This window comes from Acinetobacter sp. BMW17, from assembly GCF_001592855.1.
Taxonomy (GTDB): Bacteria; Pseudomonadota; Gammaproteobacteria; order Pseudomonadales; family Moraxellaceae; genus Acinetobacter; species Acinetobacter johnsonii.
Genome location: NZ_LSOD01000036.1, coordinates 86,843 through 107,625 on the forward strand (window position 1 = coordinate 86,843; position 20,783 = coordinate 107,625).

Below are 20,783 nucleotides of genomic sequence, written 5' to 3' on the forward strand. Positions count from 1 at the left end.
GCCATCAGCGGTCGGTGTTTTAGTGTGATTAATTTAGTCTGGATCTTTGGGGTGAACGTCAATATCTTGTTCAGCTTCACCCGTTGAACCAAAAGGTTTATTTAAAGGTTTATGCACAGGATCGACCTCTGCTGTAGTTGGAATATCATCTGCATGTTGGTATTCCTCTGCAACCGTTGGCGTATCCATTTGCTCTTTCAGTGAGGCATGCTCTTCTTTGCCTTGTGCTGATTGTGTGCTTTCAGCTTTGGCCTGATAAAGTGGATTCGGTTGCGTACCTTCTTTTTTGGCTTTATCTAACAAATCGGTCAAAACCCGTTCCGCAGGTTGACGCCCACCGAGACCAAAAGCCAGTGCAAATGCAATGGCAACTGCCCCAAGCGTTAAGCCAAAAGCCAAGTTTACGATCGAATCTGCTATACCCATTGCACGCAAGCCCATCGCCAACACCAAGCCAATGATCAAGACACGTACAATGTTCGCCACCCAACGAGAGCTGTTGTATTCACCACGTTCAATCACCTGTGCAACCAAGTTCGCCAGCCAGAAGCCCACGCCCAGAATGACTGCACCTAATAGGATGTTTGCACCAAACTGGATAAACATCGCAATCAAACCACTGATCTGTTCAAAGCCGAGTCGATTTGCTGCTTCAGAGACCGCAAATAGCATGGTAAAGAACACAATGAAATAACCCACGACGCAAGACGCTTTGGTGTTTCCTAAGAAACGTTGCAAGCCAACTTTGCTTGGAATGTCATCTACACCTGTTCCCGACAAGACTTCAACCACAAGGCTTGCGACAAAACGTGACACCACATAGGCCAAGATTAAAATCAATGCCGCCGCAATGATGTGCGGAATCGCATTCATGATTTCATACAACATAGCCGTCGCTGGTTGAGAAATTGCATCAATGCCTAAAGCTTCAAACGCAATAATCAGCGCTGTGATAATAACGATTGCAAAAACAAAAGATCCGAGCACTTTAGCCAAATCTGAGTTTTTAAACAGTCCTACTTTTTCAACCTGTTTTTGTACATCTAGGCTTCTCAATAAACCCTCAATAATGCCCCGTACAATTTTGGCCAGAATATAACCCGCAAAAACAATCACACCTGCAATAAAGATATTTGGCAGATACAGTACGGCTTCATTGACCATATTTTGGATCGGAAAGAGCAGCCCAGTCAGACCGAGTATCGACAAAACAATGGGTAAGAATAGTAATAAAATCAGCCAATAGACAATTTCACTGATGTTTTGACTCAGCGTACTGACTCCGACATCCTGGCTGAGCTTTTCATCTAGCTGAGTCCGATCAAGTCCTTTTTGCAAACCCACTTTGACCAGATTTGCCACAATCCAACCAATAAAACCCACAGCAACAGCAGCCAACAGTTGTGGAATAAACAACAAGAACTGTTGAACCATATTACTAAATGGCCCACTTACACTGGTGAGATTGAGAACATTGAGTGCACCAATCACCGCAATAATCAAGATGAGCCAAAACACAACTCGAGAGATAATATTTTCAATATTTGAGCGATGGCCGGTAGCACTGGAAAGTTTTTGGTTGGTCCCAAGTTTGGTTAAAACCTTTTTCACAGCACCTGCAATCAATAATGCAATAATCCAACCAATGATCAGGATGGCGATTGCGGACAGGATCGGGTGAAACTGGTCCCAATAATACATCGCATCAAATCGACCCTGATGCCCTACATAATCATTCATTTTGTTCTCCCTCTTGTTATGTCTACCTCACAGCGACCTTTGCTCAAATACAGATTTTAGTTTTGAAGTGATTGTCTGCCATGAGGTATGAATGAGAAATGGAATACCTTTTTGGTGACTGCTAAAGAAAAAACCCCTGTACATTACAAGGGCTTTAGTCACATTTAGCGGTCAGTTGCAGTCGCCGTATTGCTATCGGTGGCTACCGCTTCGTCACCTGCTGTTGCAGTGGTGCTATTATTCGGTGTTGCAGGCTCTGCGCTCGGATTCGGATGGCCTGGAGGCGCCTCAGTCGGATTTGGCTTGGTATCTGCAAACATATAAAGTAATAATGCGATTAAGAAAATTCCAACCAATGCCAACATATACACAGGCACGCGTTTTTTCTTTTGCCGCTCCTCTGGCGTTTGTACATGGGGCGGTTTATTGAAATCATGTGTCATAGCTCCCCCTCAATTTTCTATTATCAAGTTGTCGAATTTTTATACTAACAACTGCTTGTGTAGCATTGTGTTTCAAAGCATAGTGAGATAGTAAACAAGCACTTTATTTTAATATAAGTTATTATTTTATAAGGCTTTAAAAATACTCACTCATCTGTCAATTCAGTGTTAAAAGTCATATAAAAGGTATTTCACCTAGGCATAGACAAAAAGAGTCTGGCGAACAGCGCTCTTCAACTGAATTTGCGCTATAATTATGCACCTTGTTTTAGCTGTTTTTGGACTTTATGGCATATCGTCAACAAAGTGTAACGCTTGATTTAGACACTGATGTTACGCACCAATGTCATTTGCACTACACGCGAGACCAACATCTTATTGGTATTATTGAATTTTCTAAGCCTAGTTATATTCTAAAATGGGGCGATCTGGAGTTTTTCCGTCGTCGTACTGAAGAGTTTTCTGTGATGCCTTTTCCTGAATGTGTCAATGCCATGATTATTGATATTCGAAATGTGCAAGCCTTTTTAGACAATGAAACACCCATCATTCCTTGGCGCTTACTGGAAGAAGAATGTCCTGTGCGTTTAGTTGTACCTCAAGACCGTTTAGATCACTATATTGGACTGTTTGAGCCAACATGGCTGACGACGGATATTGAAACGGCTATTTCTGAAATCCGTGAATATATGGATATGTTTGTGCACTAAGCACTTCTTGATACACACCTGCTCATCTCCTCCCCTTGCGATTGTGCCCCGTCATTTGTTCATAACGTACAGTCGCTTTTATTTTTTAATCCTCTGCAGAAAACGTAGGACAGTAAACCGAATCTAACTGACTTTTATATACTGCGTCATAAAACGGATCATCTTCAAAATAAAGCACTTTCCTTTGCTATTGCAGTTTTAGCATGTTCTACACGAACAAAATCCATTCTGTCATGCATCCATAACGAAACGCATAGCCAACCCTGTGGCATTAGACATTAGCCTAATAAAATGAATTATGAAACTTGAAATGGCACGCATTATGCATAATTTTCTTTTTAATATCAGAGGAATATAGCGATGCACTTATTTAAAGCATTATTAACAAAATATTAAAAATCCCACTTGAGCAGCAAAAGCAATCTCGATTAAGATGCAGACTAAGCTGTAAAAAAATACCATAAAAAGAACATCTTTTGCACAGAATAAAGCTTTAACCCAATTCTGACGTTTTTGATAAAAACAATGCAATTGATGCTGCAAACAAAAGGAGTTTGTACATGACCATGCAACGTAATCTTTCTGCCTTATTTTGTGCAAGTGCACTTGCGCTGAGCCTCAGTGCATGTAGCGACAACAAAGCACCTGCAACGGATGCAGCTAGCACTGGCGCAGATGCTTCACAGTCAGGCACTTTAGATAAGATTAAAAAATCAGGAACCATTGTTTTAGGTTACCGTGACTCCTCTATTCCATTCTCCTATATCGCAGACAACCCAAATCAACCTGTCGGTTATGCACATGATTTACAGCTCAAAGTAGTTGAGGCTGTTAAGCAAAAGCTGAATATGCCTGATTTGAAAGTTCGCTATAACTTAGTCACCAGCCAAAACCGTATTCCATTGGTTTCAAATGGCACAGTCGATCTTGAATGTGGTTCAACCACAAACAACAAAGAACGCCAGCAACAAGTTGATTTTTCTGTGGGCTTCTTTGAAGTGGGTTCACGTTTACTTACTGCAACCGATTCAGGCGTGAAGGATTTTGCTGACTTAAAAGGCAAAAAATTAGTAACGACAGCAGGAACAACCTCAGAACGCTATATTCGTCAGCATGAAAAAGAACTTGGTATTGGTGAAGTGATTTCTGCCAAAGACCATGCTGAATCATTCTTGATGCTCCAAAGCGGTCGTGCTGCTGCGTTTATGATGGATGACATTTTACTTGCTGGGGAAAAATCGAAAGCCAAAGATCCAAACAAGTGGCACATTGTCGGTACAGCACCAATTCAAGAAGTTTATGGCTGTATGTTGCGTAAAGGTGACACAGGCTTTAAGCAAGTGGTTGATGATGCAATTAAAGCCACTTATAGCTCAGGTGAAATTAACAAGATGTACAACAAATGGTTTGAACAGCCAATTCCACCGAAAAATATTAACCTGAACTTTGCTATGTCAGACCAACTTAAAGCCTTAATTGCAAACCCACATGACCGTGATCAGTAAACGATAAAGGAAAGATTAATGTTCACTCAGGCAAAGTTTCTTTGCCTGACCTATTTTAGGGGATTGTCATGAATTATACCTGGAACTGGGGCGTCCTTTGGCAATCCACAGGCGTCGGAGATAGTACCTATCTCAGTTGGATTTTAATTGGTTTAGGCTGGCTGGTTGTTATTGCCATTGTGGCTTGGAGCATTGCAATGGTGCTCGGAAGTATTCTCGGCATTATGCGCACGCTTCCCAATAAAACCGCACGTGCTATCGGCACTGGCTACGTCACCATTTTTCGTAATGTACCGCTACTGATCCAATTATTTATTTGGTTTTATGTGGTGCCGAATTTCTTACCTGGTCCGATTAAGTCATGGTGGATTAATGATTTAAGTGCAGGAACAACAGCACTGATTTCAGCCAGTATCGGTCTTGGACTGTTTACCGCAGCACGTGTCTGCGAACAAGTTCGCACAGGTATTGAAGCTTTACCTACTGGACAGGTCAATGCAGGTTATGCCATGGGGTTTAGTACCGCACAACTATACCGCTATGTCATTTTACCGCAGTCCTTCCGTACGATTTTGCCGCCTCTGAGCTCCGAGCTGACCAACTGCGTCAAGAATACTTCTGTGGCCTCTTTGGTTGGGGTCTCCGAGATTATTTCGCAGATGAAAACCATCAGCGAATATACGCAGAACACCATCGAAATCTATACCTATGTCACGATTATTTTCATCGTTATCAACGTGTGCCTAATTACCTTAATGACGCTGCTTGAAAAACGTTTGCGTGTCCCAGGTTTAATTGCAGGAGCTAAATAATGGAATGGCTCACCGCATTTACCCATGATTTGCAGTTATCTGCACCTGCCCTATGGCATGGTTTAAGTATCACTTTAAAAGTGGTCTGTATTGCCACCATTGGTGGTATTTTCATTGGCACGCTGTTGGCACTGATGCGTTTGTCTTCAATTCGGATCTTGAATTTAATTGCCCAAGGCTATGTCAATTTATTTCGCTCGATTCCACTCCTATTGGTATTGATGTGGTTCTACTTTGCTGTACCGTTCATCTACACCACAGTCACGGGAAATTACCTGACCATTGATACCGCTTTGGTCTCAAGTATTGTGGCGTTCATGTTGTTTGAAGCGGCTTATTTCTCGGAAATTGTACGTGCAGGAATTCAATCGATTCCTAAAGGACAGTCTGCCGCGGCTTATGCACTAGGCATGACCTATGGTCAGTCCATGCGTTTAATCATTTTGCCGCAAGCCTTTCGTAAAATGACACCGCTGCTGTTACAGCAAACCATCATCTTGTTCCAAGACTCGACCATGGTGTACGCCATTGGCCTACTCGACTTTTTCCGCACCAACTACGTGCGGGGCGATTTGATGTCTCTATTAACGCAATATATTTTATTTGCAGGCCTAGTGTATTTCACCATCAGTATGCTAGCCACATATGCAGTAAAACGATTACAAAGGAGGTTAAGCGTATGAGCGACCAAAAAGTAATGATTGACCTCCAAAATGTCAGTAAATGGTATGGCGATTTTCAAGTCTTAACCGATTGCACCACACAAATTTGCCAAGGTGAAGTGGTGGTGGTCTGTGGTCCATCCGGCTCAGGCAAATCGACCCTGATTAAAACAGTGAATGGACTGGAAGCCTTCCAACAAGGTCAAATCACAGTCGATGGAATTCCCATCAAAGACCCGAAAACAGATTTGACCAAATTACGCAGTCGTGTAGGTATGGTGTTTCAGCATTTCGAGTTGTTTCCACATCTCAGCATTACTGAAAATTTAACCATTGCCCAAATTAAAGTATTGGGACGCTCTGAAGCTGAAGCGAAAAAGAAAGGCTTAGGCTATTTAGAACGGGTTGGGCTGAGTGCACATGCACATAAATTTCCAGCCCAACTTTCAGGTGGACAACAACAACGTGTCGCAATTGCCCGTGCATTAAGCATGGATCCGATTGCCATGTTGTTTGATGAGCCGACATCGGCACTTGACCCTGAAATGATTAATGAAGTTCTTGATGTGATGGTCGAGTTGGCACATGAAGGCATGACCATGATGTGTGTCACCCATGAAATGGGCTTTGCCCGCCAAGTGGCCAACCGTGTGTTGTTTATGGATCAAGGTAAAATTGTCGAAGACTGTAGCAAAGATGATTTCTTTAACACCAAACGTGGTGATCGTGCTCAACAGTTCTTAGACAAGATCTTGCACTAGCACAGACGTGTTATCCCACATTAAAAAAGCAGATCACACGATCTGCTTTTTTAATTCACGCTCTAGTCTAAAACCAAGCGCGCATTGGTGGCTTGAACAGGACGATTATTCGGATACCCCATCAGTGCAGCGAAGTTTGCGATTTGCTGTGCTGATGCCTGCTGAATATCTTTTAAGACCACCCAACGTACACCTTCAGTACACGGTGGTGTCGTGAGCGAACCATTAAAACGGTAGTACTCGCGATGTGTCGGCAGAAATTGATCTGCGTTTAAATTGAATACTTTCTGGGATTGCCTATACTGCTGCCATAGTCCATCAAGTGCTTGATTCTTTTTCCCTTGTTCATACATCACTGCAACCACAGCCAGCTCCCCTTTTTCAGAAGCATGGACTAAATGTAATTCCATTGGAAAGTTTTTGCCGTGGATCGTATTTTCTGAAGGGCTATGTAAATGCATTTGTAATAATTGAAATCGTTCTCCTTCTAAACTTAAATAACTGCCTTGATGAAAATTGGCTTGTAAAGTATGAGGGAGCTTCACGATACTCGTTGCAGCCGTTTTATAATCAAAATCAAGTGCCGCAAGGTCTGCTGAAATAACATGCTCAATATTAATGGGCGATTGATTATGCCCCGCACAAGTTTGGTATTTGCTATTGAGCTGGCTCCAATACTGCGGTGCTGTTTGTGCTTGATAACCCCAATCCGAAGTTACTTCACTACTGGCCCAAGCCATCACACATGGGAGACCAAACAATGTTGCTATTAGTTTTTTCTTCATCATAATCCATCAAAAAATATCAGTTTAAAACGCCCCAATATCCTCTAAGAAATCACGTTCAAGCAGCAAAACCTAAAATGCCAATTCTGCCTGCTTGTCTTTGTTTTTTGTGCAAACTCTGTAATCATAACTTTTCAGCAAAAAGCCAATATTGCCCGACTATTTTGTCTCGTTTTAGATGTAAAACGATGAAATAGGACTGATCATATATGACAATAATTACAATTAATCACATGCAGTTATGTGATTATTCACCTTTTATCCGTGATAAATTAAAATAAGAATGAGAAAATACAATCATGTTTAAAATCTTTCACTGATGCACAATCAGCACGCACATTTCATGGTATGTGCGTTCCAAAAGAGAACAAAGCAACGGAGACTCGGCTCACAATAGCTGCTAACCGAATTTTTTTATCATTTTTTTGTGTTGCTACTTTTTGGGTTTCACTCAAAAGATAAACTATACACCTGTATATTTAAAATAAAGAAACTTAGATAAACATAATATATTCATAAACTTAATATTAACTTATATTTTAACCCATGCACCACTGCAATGCACAAACACCATCATGGTGCATAGTTTTGCTTTATATCGAGTCTTATTATTTTTAAGCAAAACTTAATCAATATTTCCTTTTTGCTGAAATCTTCACGAAATTACAAGCATCAGTATACTGGGTTTCTTTTTGCAAAATTTTGCACTCAAATGGAACCCAAACATGCAAAATATTGACTTACTTTTTCTTCTTCTTGGTGCGGTTTTAGTCCTTGCCATGCATGCAGGCTTTGCTTTTTTAGAACTAGGGACAGTTCGTCATAAAAACCAAGTCAATGCTTTAAGCAAAATTTTAACGGACTTTTCACTTTCTGCAATCGCCTACTTCTTTGTAGGTTACTATATTTCCTATGGACACCATTTTTTCCATATCGGAGATACCTTAGCGGCGGATCATGGCTATAACCTGATGCGCTGTTTTTTCCTGCTCACTTTTGCAGCCGCAATTCCAGCGATTATTTCTGGCGGTATTGCCGAGCGTGCTAAAATGCGCTCACAAGCGATTGCAACCGTGTTATTGGTGGCCTTGGTTTATCCTTTTTTTGAAGGGATCGCGTGGAATGGCAACTTTGGTTTACAGCAGTGGCTACAAGATACTTTCGGCGCAAGTTTCCATGACTTCGCAGGTTCAGTGGTTGTACATGCTATGGGAGGCTGGATCGCTTTGGCTGCGGTGGTTTTACTCGGTGCACGTGATGGACGCTACAAGAAAGATGGTCGTGTCAGTGCGCATCCTCCTTCCTCTATTCCTTTCTTGGCTTTAGGTTCATGGATTTTGATCGTGGGTTGGTTTGGCTTTAACGTGATGAGTGCACAGCGTTTAGATGCAATTTCAGGACTGGTCGCGATTAACTCACTTATGGCCATGGTTGGCGGAACCTTGGCAGCCAACTTCGCAGGAAAAAATGACCCAGGCTTCTTACACAATGGGCCCTTAGCTGGTCTCGTTGCAATTTGCGCAGGTTCGGATGTCGTACATCCGATTGGGGCATTGGTGATTGGCGCCATTGCTGGACTGATTTTTGTCAAACTTTTCACCTACACCCAAAACAAGCTGAAAGTCGATGATGTACTCGGTGTATGGCCTTTGCACGGCGTCTGTGGTGCCTTTGGGGGGCTTGCAGTCGGGATCTTTGGTCAAAAATGGCTTGGTGGTTTGGGCGGTGTTGCGATGATGTCACAGCTGATTGGTACACTATTGGCTATTGGTATTGCTGTTAGTGGTGGATTGGTGGTCTATGGCGCGTTAAAAGCCACGATGGGCATCCGTTTAAGCCAAGAAGATGAATTCCGCGGTGCAGATTTATCTATTCATAAAATCTCTGCCAACTCAGATGACAGCATGTTCTAAAGCATTTTCATTTTAGTGCGGCTCACATGGGCCGCTTTTTTTATTCGTATTGAACATTATAAGAGGCTTTTAGCGCTCTAAATAATCAAAAATCTCGGACAATGCCGTGATACTTGGTGCAGACATCTGTACTGAGGGTACATGAAAGCCAGATAGCCACAGTGCTTGCATTCCAGCCTGCTGCGCACCTTGTACATCATTAATAGGATGATCTCCTATAAATAAGCACTGCTCCACCTCAACAGCCAGTTGCTGTGCGGTGTCAATAAAAATATCAGCTTGGGGTTTGGCTTGACCAAACAATCCAGAGCTATTAATCACATCAAAATAATGCTGAAAGCCCAAGCCATTTAATATAGACAGCCGTGTGGCATGACCGCCATTTGAAATAATGGCGAGTTTATATCCTGCTTGCTTTAGACGGGTCAGCGTTTGTTCAGCCTCAGGCATCGCCACAGCACTGCAACCAAACTGTGCAAACCAGAAATTGCTTAACGCTTCTAAATGCGGAGGCGCCTGCCAGTTTAACTCCTGTAGCAACGCATAAGCCACTGAAGCACCGATGCTGGGATGAGTTAAATACTCTTTTAAGGGATAGCCACCATTGTCGATCCGATTCACAATCGACTCAATCTGCTCCACATCAACGCAGTTAAGTTGGCTTTGATAATAGTCGACAAGGTTTTGACTAAAAGCCGCAACACTTCGCCCACGATGCGTCAAGGTATTATCCAAATCAAATAGAACAGCACGTATCGACATGTTTAAACCTCATGTGTTTGAGAGCAAATGTAACACTAACACTGAACCGACACTTTGTATTCGCCTTAAAGCGATAACCAAAGCACAGATCATGCTAAAGCAGATGAAACAGCGTTTATGTTAAGCCTCGTTTAAGCTGACGCTGTTGGAATAGCGCTTATTTTCATAACATGGCCTCACTTGTGTCGGATCAGCAACGTTTTTTCATCCTTCAGTTTTTTATTTTGACGCTGGGTTTTGCCATATTGTGGCTGCTCTTCCCTGTGGCGGGCACCATCGACTTACAACTGATTCACCCCTTTATGGATCAAACTGGTCATTTTCCACTAAAGCGCGACTGGGCCTTAGCAGAACTGAATCATCGTTATATCAAAGACATCATCATCGCGGTGTATGTGATTTATTTACTGAAATGGCTCGCTTCGTATAAATGGGCTGCGTTCAAACCCCAGCGTTGGCAAAATGGCTATTTCATTGGCTTAGTCCTCATCAGTACCAGCCTCATTGGAATTTTAAAATCACAATCCGCGCATGCCTGCCCATGGGACATGACTTTGGCCACGACACATGATTTCTTTTGGGACTTATCTGCCAGCGCAGGACATTGCTTCCCTGGAGGACATGCCGCGACAGGTTTTGCGCTCTTTGTGGGATATTTCGTATACCGTCTAAATGAACCCAAACGCGCGTGGTTTTATTTGCTTGCTGCCCTGATTCTAGGATTTGTCATGGGTTGGGCGCAAATGATGCGGGGTGCGCATTTCCTTAGTCACAATTTATGGACGGCATGGGTGATTTGGCTGATCAATGTACTGGTATATGCACTGTGTTATAAGCAGTTTACACAGTCCAGCCCAAATCAAACCGAAACTACAGCTTAAAGATCACTTGAACTTGTAAGCCGCCCAATCCTGTACTTTGTCCAAAGTGCAGTTTGGCGCCAATTTTTTCCGCGGCTTTATCGACAATGGATAAGCCCAGTCCACTGCCGACTTCCAGATGATGATGTACGCGATAGAAGCGTTTTAAAATATGATCATAAAGTTCTGGCGCAATGCCTGGCCCACTGTCTTCAATTTGAACAATCGCTTGTTGATCTTGCTGATAAATAGAGACATTAATCACGCCCTGTTCAGGGGTATATTTAATCGCATTATCCAAGAGATTATAAACAATGGAATGTAAGGCTGAACTTTGAGTTTCTATCCACAGTGCTTCATGCTGTTCCAAGCCTAAATCAATGTTTTTCGCTAGTGCCAGCTCCATCAGTTGCTCCATACATTCAACCGCCACATCACTTAATCCTAGTCTTTGTGTCGGTTCTAAACTTGGAACAGAAGCATCCTGTTTCGCCAAATTGAGCAATTGTGATACCAAATGTTGAATCCGAATTAAGCCTAGACTTAGGTTTTTTAACGCTTGGTGTTCTGGAAATTCATGCAGCAAAATTTTCATTTGCAAATTCAGTGCAGTAATCGGGGTTCTGAGCTCATGCGCTGCGTCGGCAATAAATTGCTTTTGTTCTTGTTGCGACAGCGAAATTCGTTCAAATAAACGATTCATTTCATTAATGGTCGGAAGAATTTCCAGTGGATAACCGTCTGGACGAATCTCACTCAGTTCATATGGTTCACGCTGTGCAAGTTCCGCTTTAAACTCATCTAAGGGCTTTAGACTACGCCCAATAATCCAACTCAGTCCCCATAAAGCCAAAGGCATAAACAGTAAATATGGAATCAACATATTGGCCGCCAGCTCTAAAGCCAGCTTTTGTCTTACACTGCGCTGCTGACTGACTTGAATTTGATACTTTTCTGTTGGCAGCACATAGGTATTCCATAGCCCCTGTGCCGTGTGATGGGTATAAAATCCAGCTTTTTTAACGGGTTGTATTAATAAATCAAACTCATGTTGCCGTTGTTCAGGCAGCCCATACGACCAGACATCTACAAATAAATCTTCTTCGTGATAGTGTCTGTCCGCCTCAAATTCACTCTTAATTGGAGCGGGATCATGCGCTGCAACACGCTCTGCCAAATTACGCATTTGTGCATCGAGGATCTCATTGGTCTCTTCAAGGGCAATGCGATATGCTGCAATCACCAACAAACAGCCCATCACAATACTAAATAAAGAGGTATAGGTAATTAGTTGACGCTTTAAGGAAACAGGAGTCGACTTCGCCATTTTATGCTTCAACCTGCCCCAAACGATAGCCTAAACCTCGAATGGTACGGATAAAGTCTTTGCCAAGTTTGGCACGCAAATGGTGAATATAAACTTCAATGGTATTGCTGTTAATTTCCGAATCAAGGTCATAGAGCTTTTCTTCCAAATTGGTTTTGGAAAAAATTTTATTGGGATGACTGACCAAAGGAATTAAAATAGCCCATTCACGGTTCGACAAATCAATGGTCTGCCCTTTGTACTTGGCTAAGTGCAAATCTTCATCTAACTCTAGACCTGCATAACTCAAAGTCTGGCTTTGCTTTTGCTGTTTTAACGCGCCACTACGACGTAATAACGCATGAATACGTGCCAGCAACTCATCAAACTCATAAGGCTTAATTAAGTAATCATCCGCACCATGGTTTAAACCATCGACTCTGTTTTGTAATTGATCTCGTGCCGAAATAATCAGCACAGGCAAAGTCGGATAAAGCGAGCGAATATTTTTTAGGACCTGCATCCCATCCATCATCGGCAGACCCAAATCCAACAACACCACATCAAATGGATATTGTTGTAATTGCTTTAAACCATCAAAACCATTGTTGACCCACACCACATCAAACTGCTGATAACGCAGCAACGTTTGTGTGGACTCTGCAATCATAAAATCATCTTCAATAATCAATATTTTTGACATGGTCTAAGCGCTCGCTTTGGTCGCAGTACAGTGTTCTATCATATTATTTTTTGAATCAATCACCGTACTTTTTACCCCAAGTAAACTCAGTAAGCTTGGGAACAAATGATCTTGGCTTAATTCTTGGCTTTTTTGTTGCCCTAAGCAAGCGATTTGTTGCGGATTCTGCTTTTGCCATGTTTCTGAAAACCACATCAGCATCGGTACGTGGGTCTGTTGGCTCGGTGCAATAGCATAAGGTGAACCATGTAAATACAGCCCATGTTCACCAGTCGACTCACCATGGTCAGATAAATACCAAAAACCTGTTTCAAAGTTTGAGTTTTGCTTTAATACACCAATCAGTTGACTCAACACATGGTCGGTATAAAAAATGGAGTTGTCATAACTATTTTTCAGCTGTTCAGGTGTGCAGGCTTGAATGGCATTGGTTTCACACATCGGTTGGAAAGGCTGAAACTTAGGCGTTGAACGCTTATAGTAAGCTGGTCCATGACTGCCCATTTGGTGTAACACAATTAAACGTGGCGTTTTATCATCAGCCGCAATACCAGCCATATAGGCTTTTAAGCTATCCACCAAAATTTCATCGGTACATTCGCCATCGGCTGAACACCATTTTTTCTGTATCGGTTCTGGAATTTTATACTGTTCAACCCGATCACAAACGCCTTTACAGCCAGAGTTATTGTCAATCCATGTCACTTTGTAACCAGCACGCTGTGCAAGATCTAATAAACCTTCACGGTGGTGCGCTAACTGTGCATCATAGTTTTCACGTGGCATGCCTGAAAACATACAAGGCACAGAAACCGCAGTGGCTGTCCCGCAAGAACTGACTTGATTAAAGTTGATGACATTGAGTTTTTCCAGCTCAGGATTGGTCTTTTTCGCATAGCCATTTAAAGAAAAACTTTCTGCACGTGCCGTTTCACCGACCACCAAAACCATCAATTTCGGCAAGTTTTGCTGTCCGACTTGCTTCATCAAATGAGCATCTTCACCATAAGTCACTAACGGTAAATGCTGCTGTGGTCGATTCTTTTTATAATACGACAGGGTTGAACTGATCGCATTTTGCGGTGAAATCATCCCTTTGAGATCACGATGCTCACGGAAAATCGCGGCATAATCAACAAAGAAAATAAACAACATGCCTGCAATCAGTAAAATAGAAACTGCACTACCGAACAGCTTGTGCAGTAACACGGTTTTAAAAGGATCACGGCGGATTTTAACCTTAAATAAAACGACTAAAGGTAGCACCACCATCGCCCCAATCCACAGTACTAGACGCCATGACAACAAGTCGCGCACTTCATTGCCATCGGTTTGCATCATGTTTTGGATCTGATCTGGTGTGATCGAAACGCCTAAGCTGTTGACAAAATAGGCACTCATTCCACCAATGATGATCAATAACGCAGCCAACCCTTTAGCCATCGGCCGCCACTGTAGCAGCTGAAAAACCAAATGATAAAAAGCCAACACCACCAAAATGGTAGCACCGATAAAAGCATACGCTTTGAAACCGTGATACGGCGTAAGCAACTGAACTTGCTTGTAGAACATCACGTTTAAAACCATGGCTAACCACAGCGCCAAATATACGTTAAAGCGCGAAAGTGAAACTTCTTTAAAAATAGACTGCAAATTGAACATTTTAAATCATGTCTTGCTGAGCGGATGCCCCAATGTAGTTTTCTAAACTTAAAACTCGCTTAAATAAAAAAGGCGCTGTGGCCGAATATATAAAGTCATACCGATCAGTTAAGCAATCAGATGCCCTTTTTGAGCCGCCCAATATTATTTGATACGCGGAAGCGTCATCCGCAACCTGTATGTCCATTTAAAAGGAATGTTTTTGCAAAATGATCATTTAAATGCAGAAAAGCAAAAGGTTTTGCGGATGACAAATGTTTTTGGTTCTTTTGGGTCAACCAAAGAACGGACCAGCTCCAAATATTGAATTTTAAAATACGAAAATTCCATCATAAATGACAAAAAGTTAAGGAGTTTCTATAAAACTCCTTAACTGATTCGCATTAATCTTTAGAGACTTTGCCCTTTTCTATCACTTAAACATTAAAATTTGTATTCAATCCCTGTGCCTACTACAGGTTGTTTGGTTTCAAATGATGCTTGTTCAAGGGTCAAAATCCCTGCGTAACCATAAGCTTTAACTTGCTTGGTAAATGCATAGTCAGCACCTGCAATAAACTGCTGCGCATCAAAGTCTTCTTTAGATGTTTTAAAACTGGTTGAGTTTTGACTGTATTGAGCTTTCACTGTCCAAGCTTTGGCAGTCGGTAAGTTATATTCAGCCCCAACCAACCAGCCTTGTGCATCGTCTATGGCAGCCGCGGCAGCATCATTGCCTTGTACATCCGCCACTTCAGAAGTTTGATATAAGGCTTTCAACGCCAGACCATTATTGAGATTTACTCGACCAATCGCGCGTAAAGTATCAGCTGCTGCAAAGGCACTACCAGCCACCCCGCCAGTCACTTCAGGCGCTGAAGCATTCAACGTGCCACGTCCTGCAAAGGTTGACGGAATGGCCTTATCATAACCAATCCCTGCAACAAACTTTTTACTGTCATAGACTACTGATGCTGACCATGCATCGCCCAGACCACGCCCTGCAACTTTTGCACCGCCTTTAGATTTTTCAATACCACCAGCTTCACCTGTTGCTAACAGTGCCGCAGCTTTCAGTTTACCTGCGCCCACTCCCCAAGCAGGTGTTTCATAGACCAGCACGTTATCGACTCGGTTTTCACCCGTGAAAATCCCCGCCACATCGGCTTTGTTGGCCACATAGTTATTAAAGGTATCTACCACTGAAGACAGTTGTTTAACGGGGGTATCAATTTTACCGACTTTCAATGTGCCAAGTTTCTGGTCTTGTAAGCCAACGAGTAAATTACGCGGAACGAAAGTATCCGTGCTACCACCATTGTCCACATAGAAGGTAAATTCAGCTTGGTATAGTGCATTTAAGCGATCTGTTAGCTTCTCTTCGCCCTTTAACCCCAAAAAGGAGTTGTTAGAGTTCAGCTCGACCACATCGCGGTCTTTATTTGGTGAAGTATTGTCTTCAGGTAAATAATCGGCCGTAACATCAATTTCACCATAAAAAGTAGGTGCTGCGAATGTTACCCCTGCCACTAAACTTAAAGCGATTGCGGCTGCAATTTGTGTTTTCATTATCAAAATATCCTACGGTAAATTTGTTACAAATATTACCGTTCAGACATATATGACAAAACAATTAAAAAATTATTTAGTTATATTTTTTAATTGTTTACATCATTATTTAGCACTTTTTATGATTTATTTATGAATGAATTATGAAAGGTCTGAATGCATCGCAATGCCACGCCATTTGAAGATAAACCACAGGCTCAACATCGCAATGACTACAATCATACACAGATAATTAAAATAGCCGAGCCAATCTCCCAATAGACCGCTCACACTATACAAACCACCACTGACAGTGGCCATCAACGCTACTTGAAAAGTAAAGTCCGTGCCTGCCATATGTTTACGACTGTACTGCATCACTAGGGTGAGCATGACCACCAACAGCATCGATGAGGTCATATCTTCAAAGGCATTGATCAGATATATCAGCCACGGCTGCATACTGTGCTGGTTTTCATATTGAAAGGCCAACCATGTATAAGCCGCCAGACTGAATATTTTAAGCACCGAATACAGCACTAAAGCCGTGGCACGACGAATCAACTTCAAACTATAGCCCGCAAGTCCTGCACCCATTAAGGCGGCACATGCACCTAGCATGGTGACATAAAGCCCTATCTGAGAAAAACTCAGCCCCAAATCGACCATTAAAGGTTTCAAAAGTGGCCCTGCTAAACCATCCGCTATTTTAAAGCTCAGCAGCACTGCCAACCATGCTGCGAGTACGGGACTCTGGACAAAATAAGCCAAATAGTTTTTGATCTCTTGGAGATTGAAAGGTGAAGGCTGAGCTTCTGAAACAGCTCGATGCTTTGGCTCTGGATAAATTAAAATCGGCAGCGTGTTTATAAAGACCATTGCCGCCAGCATCAAAAAAGTGGTCTGCCAGCTCAGCCAATCTAGTGCCCACAAGATTGCACCACCACCGACAATAAAACCCAGACGTGATCCAATTACCTGAAAGGTATTACCCCAGTGCTGTTGCTCCCCTTTTAAAATATTAACCGCCAATCCATCGGTTGCAATATCTTGCGTTGCCCCTAGCAAATTCATACTCAGGAGGCCCACAAAGAAAGCCCATAAATAAATAGGTTGATTTAATCCATCAATCGGGAGGAAAGACAGTCCGATCAGCACCAGCACCGTAAGAAACTGCAATGGAATAATCCAACTCCGATAGTGGCCGAAACGGGTGATCCCAAAGCGATCTAACACTGGTGCCCAAAACACTTTGATCGACCATGGCAACATCAGCAGTCCAAAGCCCCCAATCTGTGCCAATGAAACACCCTGCACTCTTAAAATGACGGGCAAGGCATGGGTCATAAACCCGACGGGTAAGCCCTGCGCCCAATACAATGAAAACAGCAAAATATATACATTGCGAATCTGTAGCATGCTGTTCCTATATACATGGATTGGTCAAAATGTTCATCTGAGATCGGTATCCGTTCACTTTTTTTGCCAATGAATTCAAGCCAATCAGTGCTTATGATGAGATGATATACATCTTGGTCGATTGAGTATAATAACAATGAACCAATATTTTCCAGAGCTACCAGATCAAGTTCCAAGTCGTAACTCATCTGCATTCACTCGCGCTATTTTTAAGCAGCTCTTTTTAGCGCAAGGTTGGCGCTTTGTTGGCGAATTTCCCAATCTACCTAAAGCGGTAGCAATTATTTCACCGCATACCTCAAATATCGATGCATGGCATGGCTTTACGGCTCTATTGGGCTTAGGCCTGCAAATCACCATTTTTGGCAAGAACAGCTTGTTTCATACCCCATTGAAACCGTTACTTGAGTGGATTGGCGTGATTCCAGTCAATCGTAGCCATGCTCAAGGGTTAACCCAAGACATTATCGATATTATTCACAGCAAAGAAAAAATTTGGGTCGGTATGGCACCTGAAGGCACACGTAAGCAAGCGGAATCCATCCGTAGTGGCTTTTATCGCATTGCGCATGGTGCACAGATTCCGATTGTGATGTTTTCTTTTGACTATGCGCAAAAAACCATCCACTGCTTGGGCGTATTTCATCCCACAGGACATTTTGAGCAAGACCTAGAGCATATTTTAGATCTGTATATCGGCAAATTTTCAGCCAAGAACCCAAAATGGTTAGCCAAGCCTTTACAAAAACGCTTAAAAAATAGCTAGTAAATCAAGGTCGAATCTGCTGAGATGTGCACCATTATTTGTTTTGCGTTTTAGTATTTTTGACCATGAATTTTGCTCGTTTATCTCTGATTGGTGTACTCACACTGACTATGGCAGGATGTGATCTTGCATCAAAGAAAACACCAACAACTACTCCCATTCAAGCTCGTGAACCTGTGATTGCGATTGCACTCGGCGGTGGCGGTGCCAAAGGTTTTGCACACATTGGGGTGCTTAAAGTTTTAGAGTCACATGGTATTAAACCTAAAATTGTTACGGGAACCAGTGCTGGAAGTTTTGTGGGTAGTATCTATGCCAGTGGTAAAACGCCTTTCCAACTTCAGCAAATTGCCTTGACCTTAAAAGAATCGGACATTCGAGACTTAACCCTCAACACCCAAGGGTTTGTTCAAGGCCAAAAGCTGCAAGACTATGTCAATAAACACGTCGGCAACAAACCGATTCAACAGTTCCCTATCCGTTTTGCTGCGGTGGCGACCCGTCTTGACACTGGACGTAAAGCCGATTTTATCAAAGGCAATGCGGGCCAAGCCGTGCGTGCTTCATGCAGTATTCCGAACGTTTTTGTCCCTGCGGTGATTGGTAGAACCAAGTATGTGGATGGCGGTCTGGTCAGCCCAATTCCAGTAAAAACAGCCAAGGACATGGGCGCGGATATTGTTATCGCAATTGATATTTCAGCGCGCCCTGTCGGCAACAAACCCCTCAATATGTGGGGCTTGCTCGACCAGACCATTAATATTATGGGGCAGCAAAGCATCAATGAAGAATTGAGCCAAGCGACTGTGGTGATTCAACCCAAAGTCGGACACTTGGGCACTTTGGACTTAAAAGCCAGCAATCAATCTATTTTAGAAGGTGAAAAAGCCGCGCAGCTCAAAATTAAATCGATCGAAAAAGCCATTGTCGATTTTAAAAAGACCCCTGCTGCCTTTAAACCAGCCCCTAAAGCCAAATTCTAAAAAATTTGATTTTTAATATTCAAAGACTTATTCATCTGCTAAATTGATATAGATGCTTCTGCATCTATATCCCTATAACGAATATATGAGTAGATGTATGGAATTTGCTTTTGAACCTTGGCACTGGTTTGTATTGGGCGTTCTGTTAATGTTATCAGAGCTGGTTCTGCCTGCTTTTGCCGCATTGTGGTTCGGTATTGCGGCCATTATGGTCGGTATTTTGTACTGGATGTTCCCCATGATGGGTGTTACCACGCAGTTTGTGACGTGGATTATTTTGTCGATTTTATGCACTTTACTTTGGTTTAAATTTATTAAACCGCTTTCGACTGACAAAACCAAAGCAGGACTGTCTCGCGAAGCAACCATCGGTCAAATTGGCATGGTGATTCAAGCAAGTCCTGAAAATGAACACATTCGCGTTCGCTTTCCCATTCCAGTACTCGGTTCAGATGAATGGAACTGTCGTACTTTAGATAAAGTCCACGTCGGCGACCGAGTGCGTGTCGTTGAAATACTGGGCAATGATTTAATGGTCAAAGCACATCTCTCAACCAACGAAAATAGATAAAAGTGAGTTAAGCATATGTCTGGTGGATTTATTGTCGTTTTAGCAATTTTGGCTTTTGCCGCTGTCACCATTTTTAAAGGTGTCCGTATTGTTCCACAAGGTTATAAATGGATCGTGCAACGTCTAGGTAAATACCATACCACGTTGAGTCCAGGTCTCAACTTTGTGATTCCTTATGTCGATGAAGTGGCTTATAAAGTGACGACCAAAGACATTGTATTAGACATTCCCTCTCAAGAAGTGATTACCCGCGATAATGCCGTTTTGCTCATGAATGCAGTGGCCTATATCAACATCACCACGCCTGTAAATGCCGTCTATGGGATTGAAAACTATACATGGGCCATTCAGAACTTAGTGCAAACCTCACTGCGTTCAATCGTTGGTGAAATGGATCTCGATGATGCGCTATCGTCTCGTGATCACATTAAAGCCAAACTTAAAGCAGCCATTTCGGATGATATTTCAGACTGGGGCATTACCCTCAAAACCGTTGAAATCCAAGACATTCAACCCTCTTCAACCATGCAAGCCGCAATGGAAGCGCAAGCGGCAGCTGAGCGTCAACGTCGTGCGACCGTGACCAAAGCAGACGGTGAAAAACAAGCAGCGATTTTAGAGGCAGACGGCCGTTTAGAAGCGTCTCGTCGTGATGCAGAAGCACAAGTGGTCTTAGCAGAGTCTTCTCAGCGTGCCATTGAAATGGTCACTTCGGCTGTGGGCGACAAGGAAATTCCTGTGGCTTACTTGTTGGGCGAACAATATGTCAAAGCGATGCAAGACATGTCTAAATCGAACAATGCTAAAACAGTGGTGTTGCCAGCCGATATTTTAAGTACCATCCGTGGTGTTATGGGACGTAAAGACATCTAACTGATGTGTGGTTTGATTGA

General features: G+C 42.6%; 20 protein-coding genes. 11 read left to right on the plus strand and 9 right to left on the minus strand.

The genetic code is table 11. The features are described 5' to 3' along the window. Positions 1–33: 33 nt before the first annotated feature. Positions 34–1,740 (minus strand): mechanosensitive ion channel, encoded by a 1,707-nt coding sequence (locus AXW61_RS11265; protein ID WP_062034369.1) that lies wholly within the window; start codon positions 1,738–1,740, stop codon positions 34–36. A 164-nt stretch (positions 1,741–1,904) separates the two neighbouring features. Then, positions 1,905–2,183: a hypothetical protein gene (locus AXW61_RS11270; RefSeq protein WP_004981228.1), complete on the minus strand. Its 279-nt coding sequence runs from the start codon at positions 2,181–2,183 to the stop codon at positions 1,905–1,907. A 287-nt stretch (positions 2,184–2,470) separates the two neighbouring features. Here AXW61_RS11270 and AXW61_RS11275 point away from each other — a divergent pair, with 287 nt between their 5' ends. The 5 genes from AXW61_RS11275 (at position 2,471) to AXW61_RS11295 (ending at position 6,633) form a co-directional block, all read left to right on the plus strand. Then, positions 2,471–2,893, plus strand: coding sequence for a hypothetical protein (locus AXW61_RS11275; RefSeq protein ID WP_004694572.1), 423 nt, complete (start codon positions 2,471–2,473; stop codon positions 2,891–2,893). A gap of 560 nt (positions 2,894–3,453) precedes the next feature. Next, complete coding sequence (locus AXW61_RS11280) at positions 3,454–4,398, plus strand: transporter substrate-binding domain-containing protein (protein ID WP_010326225.1); 945 nt, start codon at positions 3,454–3,456, stop codon at positions 4,396–4,398. A 68-nt stretch (positions 4,399–4,466) separates the two neighbouring features. Continuing rightward, a complete protein-coding gene (locus AXW61_RS11285) occupies positions 4,467–5,210 on the plus strand; it encodes an amino acid ABC transporter permease (protein WP_004981232.1) in 744 nt (247 codons plus the stop codon). Then, complete coding sequence (locus AXW61_RS11290) at positions 5,210–5,893, plus strand: ABC transporter permease subunit (protein ID WP_062034370.1); 684 nt, start codon at positions 5,210–5,212, stop codon at positions 5,891–5,893. The genes AXW61_RS11285 and AXW61_RS11290 overlap by 1 nt, the downstream gene beginning before the upstream one ends. A gap of 14 nt (positions 5,894–5,907) precedes the next feature. Further along, positions 5,908–6,633 carry an amino acid ABC transporter ATP-binding protein gene (locus AXW61_RS11295; RefSeq protein ID WP_010326224.1) on the plus strand — a complete coding sequence of 242 codons (726 nt, stop codon included), beginning with the start codon at positions 5,908–5,910 and terminating at the stop codon, positions 6,631–6,633. A gap of 62 nt (positions 6,634–6,695) precedes the next feature. Here AXW61_RS11295 and AXW61_RS11300 read toward each other — a convergent pair whose 3' ends face one another. Next, the gene (locus AXW61_RS11300) at positions 6,696–7,418 is read right to left on the minus strand and encodes a carbonic anhydrase family protein (RefSeq protein ID WP_062034410.1); all 723 of its coding nucleotides are present in this window, start codon (positions 7,416–7,418) and stop codon (positions 6,696–6,698) included. A gap of 725 nt (positions 7,419–8,143) precedes the next feature. Between AXW61_RS11300 and AXW61_RS11305 the strand changes: the two genes are divergently transcribed. Beyond that, on the plus strand, positions 8,144–9,331 hold the full coding sequence (locus tag AXW61_RS11305) for an ammonium transporter (protein WP_062034371.1): 1,188 nt from the start codon (positions 8,144–8,146) through the stop codon (positions 9,329–9,331). 69 nt (positions 9,332–9,400) lie between these two features. Here the strand turns inward: AXW61_RS11305 and AXW61_RS11310 are convergent, their stop codons facing one another. Further along, positions 9,401–10,093 carry an HAD family hydrolase gene (locus AXW61_RS11310; protein ID WP_062034372.1) on the minus strand — a complete coding sequence of 231 codons (693 nt, stop codon included), beginning with the start codon at positions 10,091–10,093 and terminating at the stop codon, positions 9,401–9,403. A gap of 170 nt (positions 10,094–10,263) precedes the next feature. Between AXW61_RS11310 and AXW61_RS11315 the strand changes: the two genes are divergently transcribed. Further along, on the plus strand, positions 10,264–10,974 hold the full coding sequence (locus AXW61_RS11315; protein WP_062034373.1) for a phosphatase PAP2 family protein: 711 nt from the start codon (positions 10,264–10,266) through the stop codon (positions 10,972–10,974). Here AXW61_RS11315 and AXW61_RS11320 read toward each other — a convergent pair. The 5 genes from AXW61_RS11320 to AXW61_RS11345 all read right to left on the minus strand — a co-directional run bounded on the left by AXW61_RS11320 (position 10,964) and on the right by AXW61_RS11345 (position 17,570). Continuing rightward, positions 10,964–12,280 carry an ATP-binding protein gene (locus tag AXW61_RS11320; protein ID WP_062034374.1) on the minus strand — a complete coding sequence of 439 codons (1,317 nt, stop codon included), beginning with the start codon at positions 12,278–12,280 and terminating at the stop codon, positions 10,964–10,966. The two genes, AXW61_RS11315 and AXW61_RS11320, sit on opposite strands and share 11 nt — an antisense overlap. A gap of 1 nt (position 12,281) precedes the next feature. Next, positions 12,282–12,962 (minus strand): response regulator transcription factor, encoded by a 681-nt coding sequence (locus AXW61_RS11325; protein WP_004694591.1) that lies wholly within the window; start codon positions 12,960–12,962, stop codon positions 12,282–12,284. A gap of 3 nt (positions 12,963–12,965) precedes the next feature. Next, positions 12,966–14,624: a phosphoethanolamine--lipid A transferase gene (locus AXW61_RS11330; protein WP_062034375.1), complete on the minus strand. Its 1,659-nt coding sequence runs from the start codon at positions 14,622–14,624 to the stop codon at positions 12,966–12,968. Between the two features lie 423 nt (positions 14,625–15,047). Beyond that, positions 15,048–16,172 carry a porin gene (locus AXW61_RS11340; protein ID WP_062034376.1) on the minus strand — a complete coding sequence of 375 codons (1,125 nt, stop codon included), beginning with the start codon at positions 16,170–16,172 and terminating at the stop codon, positions 15,048–15,050. 141 nt (positions 16,173–16,313) lie between these two features. Then, a complete protein-coding gene (locus AXW61_RS11345; protein WP_062034377.1) occupies positions 16,314–17,570 on the minus strand; it encodes an MFS transporter in 1,257 nt (418 codons plus the stop codon). 136 nt (positions 17,571–17,706) lie between these two features. Between AXW61_RS11345 and AXW61_RS11350 the strand changes: the two genes are divergently transcribed. From AXW61_RS11350 to AXW61_RS11365, 4 genes are all read left to right on the plus strand, one after another. Further along, positions 17,707–18,336 (plus strand): 1-acyl-sn-glycerol-3-phosphate acyltransferase, encoded by a 630-nt coding sequence (locus AXW61_RS11350; protein ID WP_062034378.1) that lies wholly within the window; start codon positions 17,707–17,709, stop codon positions 18,334–18,336. Positions 18,337–18,401: 65 nt separating this feature from the next. Further along, on the plus strand, positions 18,402–19,319 hold the full coding sequence (locus AXW61_RS11355; RefSeq protein ID WP_062034379.1) for a patatin-like phospholipase family protein: 918 nt from the start codon (positions 18,402–18,404) through the stop codon (positions 19,317–19,319). A gap of 97 nt (positions 19,320–19,416) precedes the next feature. After that, positions 19,417–19,890 (plus strand): NfeD family protein, encoded by a 474-nt coding sequence (locus AXW61_RS11360; RefSeq protein ID WP_062034380.1) that lies wholly within the window; start codon positions 19,417–19,419, stop codon positions 19,888–19,890. A 15-nt stretch (positions 19,891–19,905) separates the two neighbouring features. Next, positions 19,906–20,763, plus strand: coding sequence for an SPFH domain-containing protein (locus AXW61_RS11365; protein ID WP_058869115.1), 858 nt, complete (start codon positions 19,906–19,908; stop codon positions 20,761–20,763). Positions 20,764–20,783: the final 20 nt, after the last annotated feature.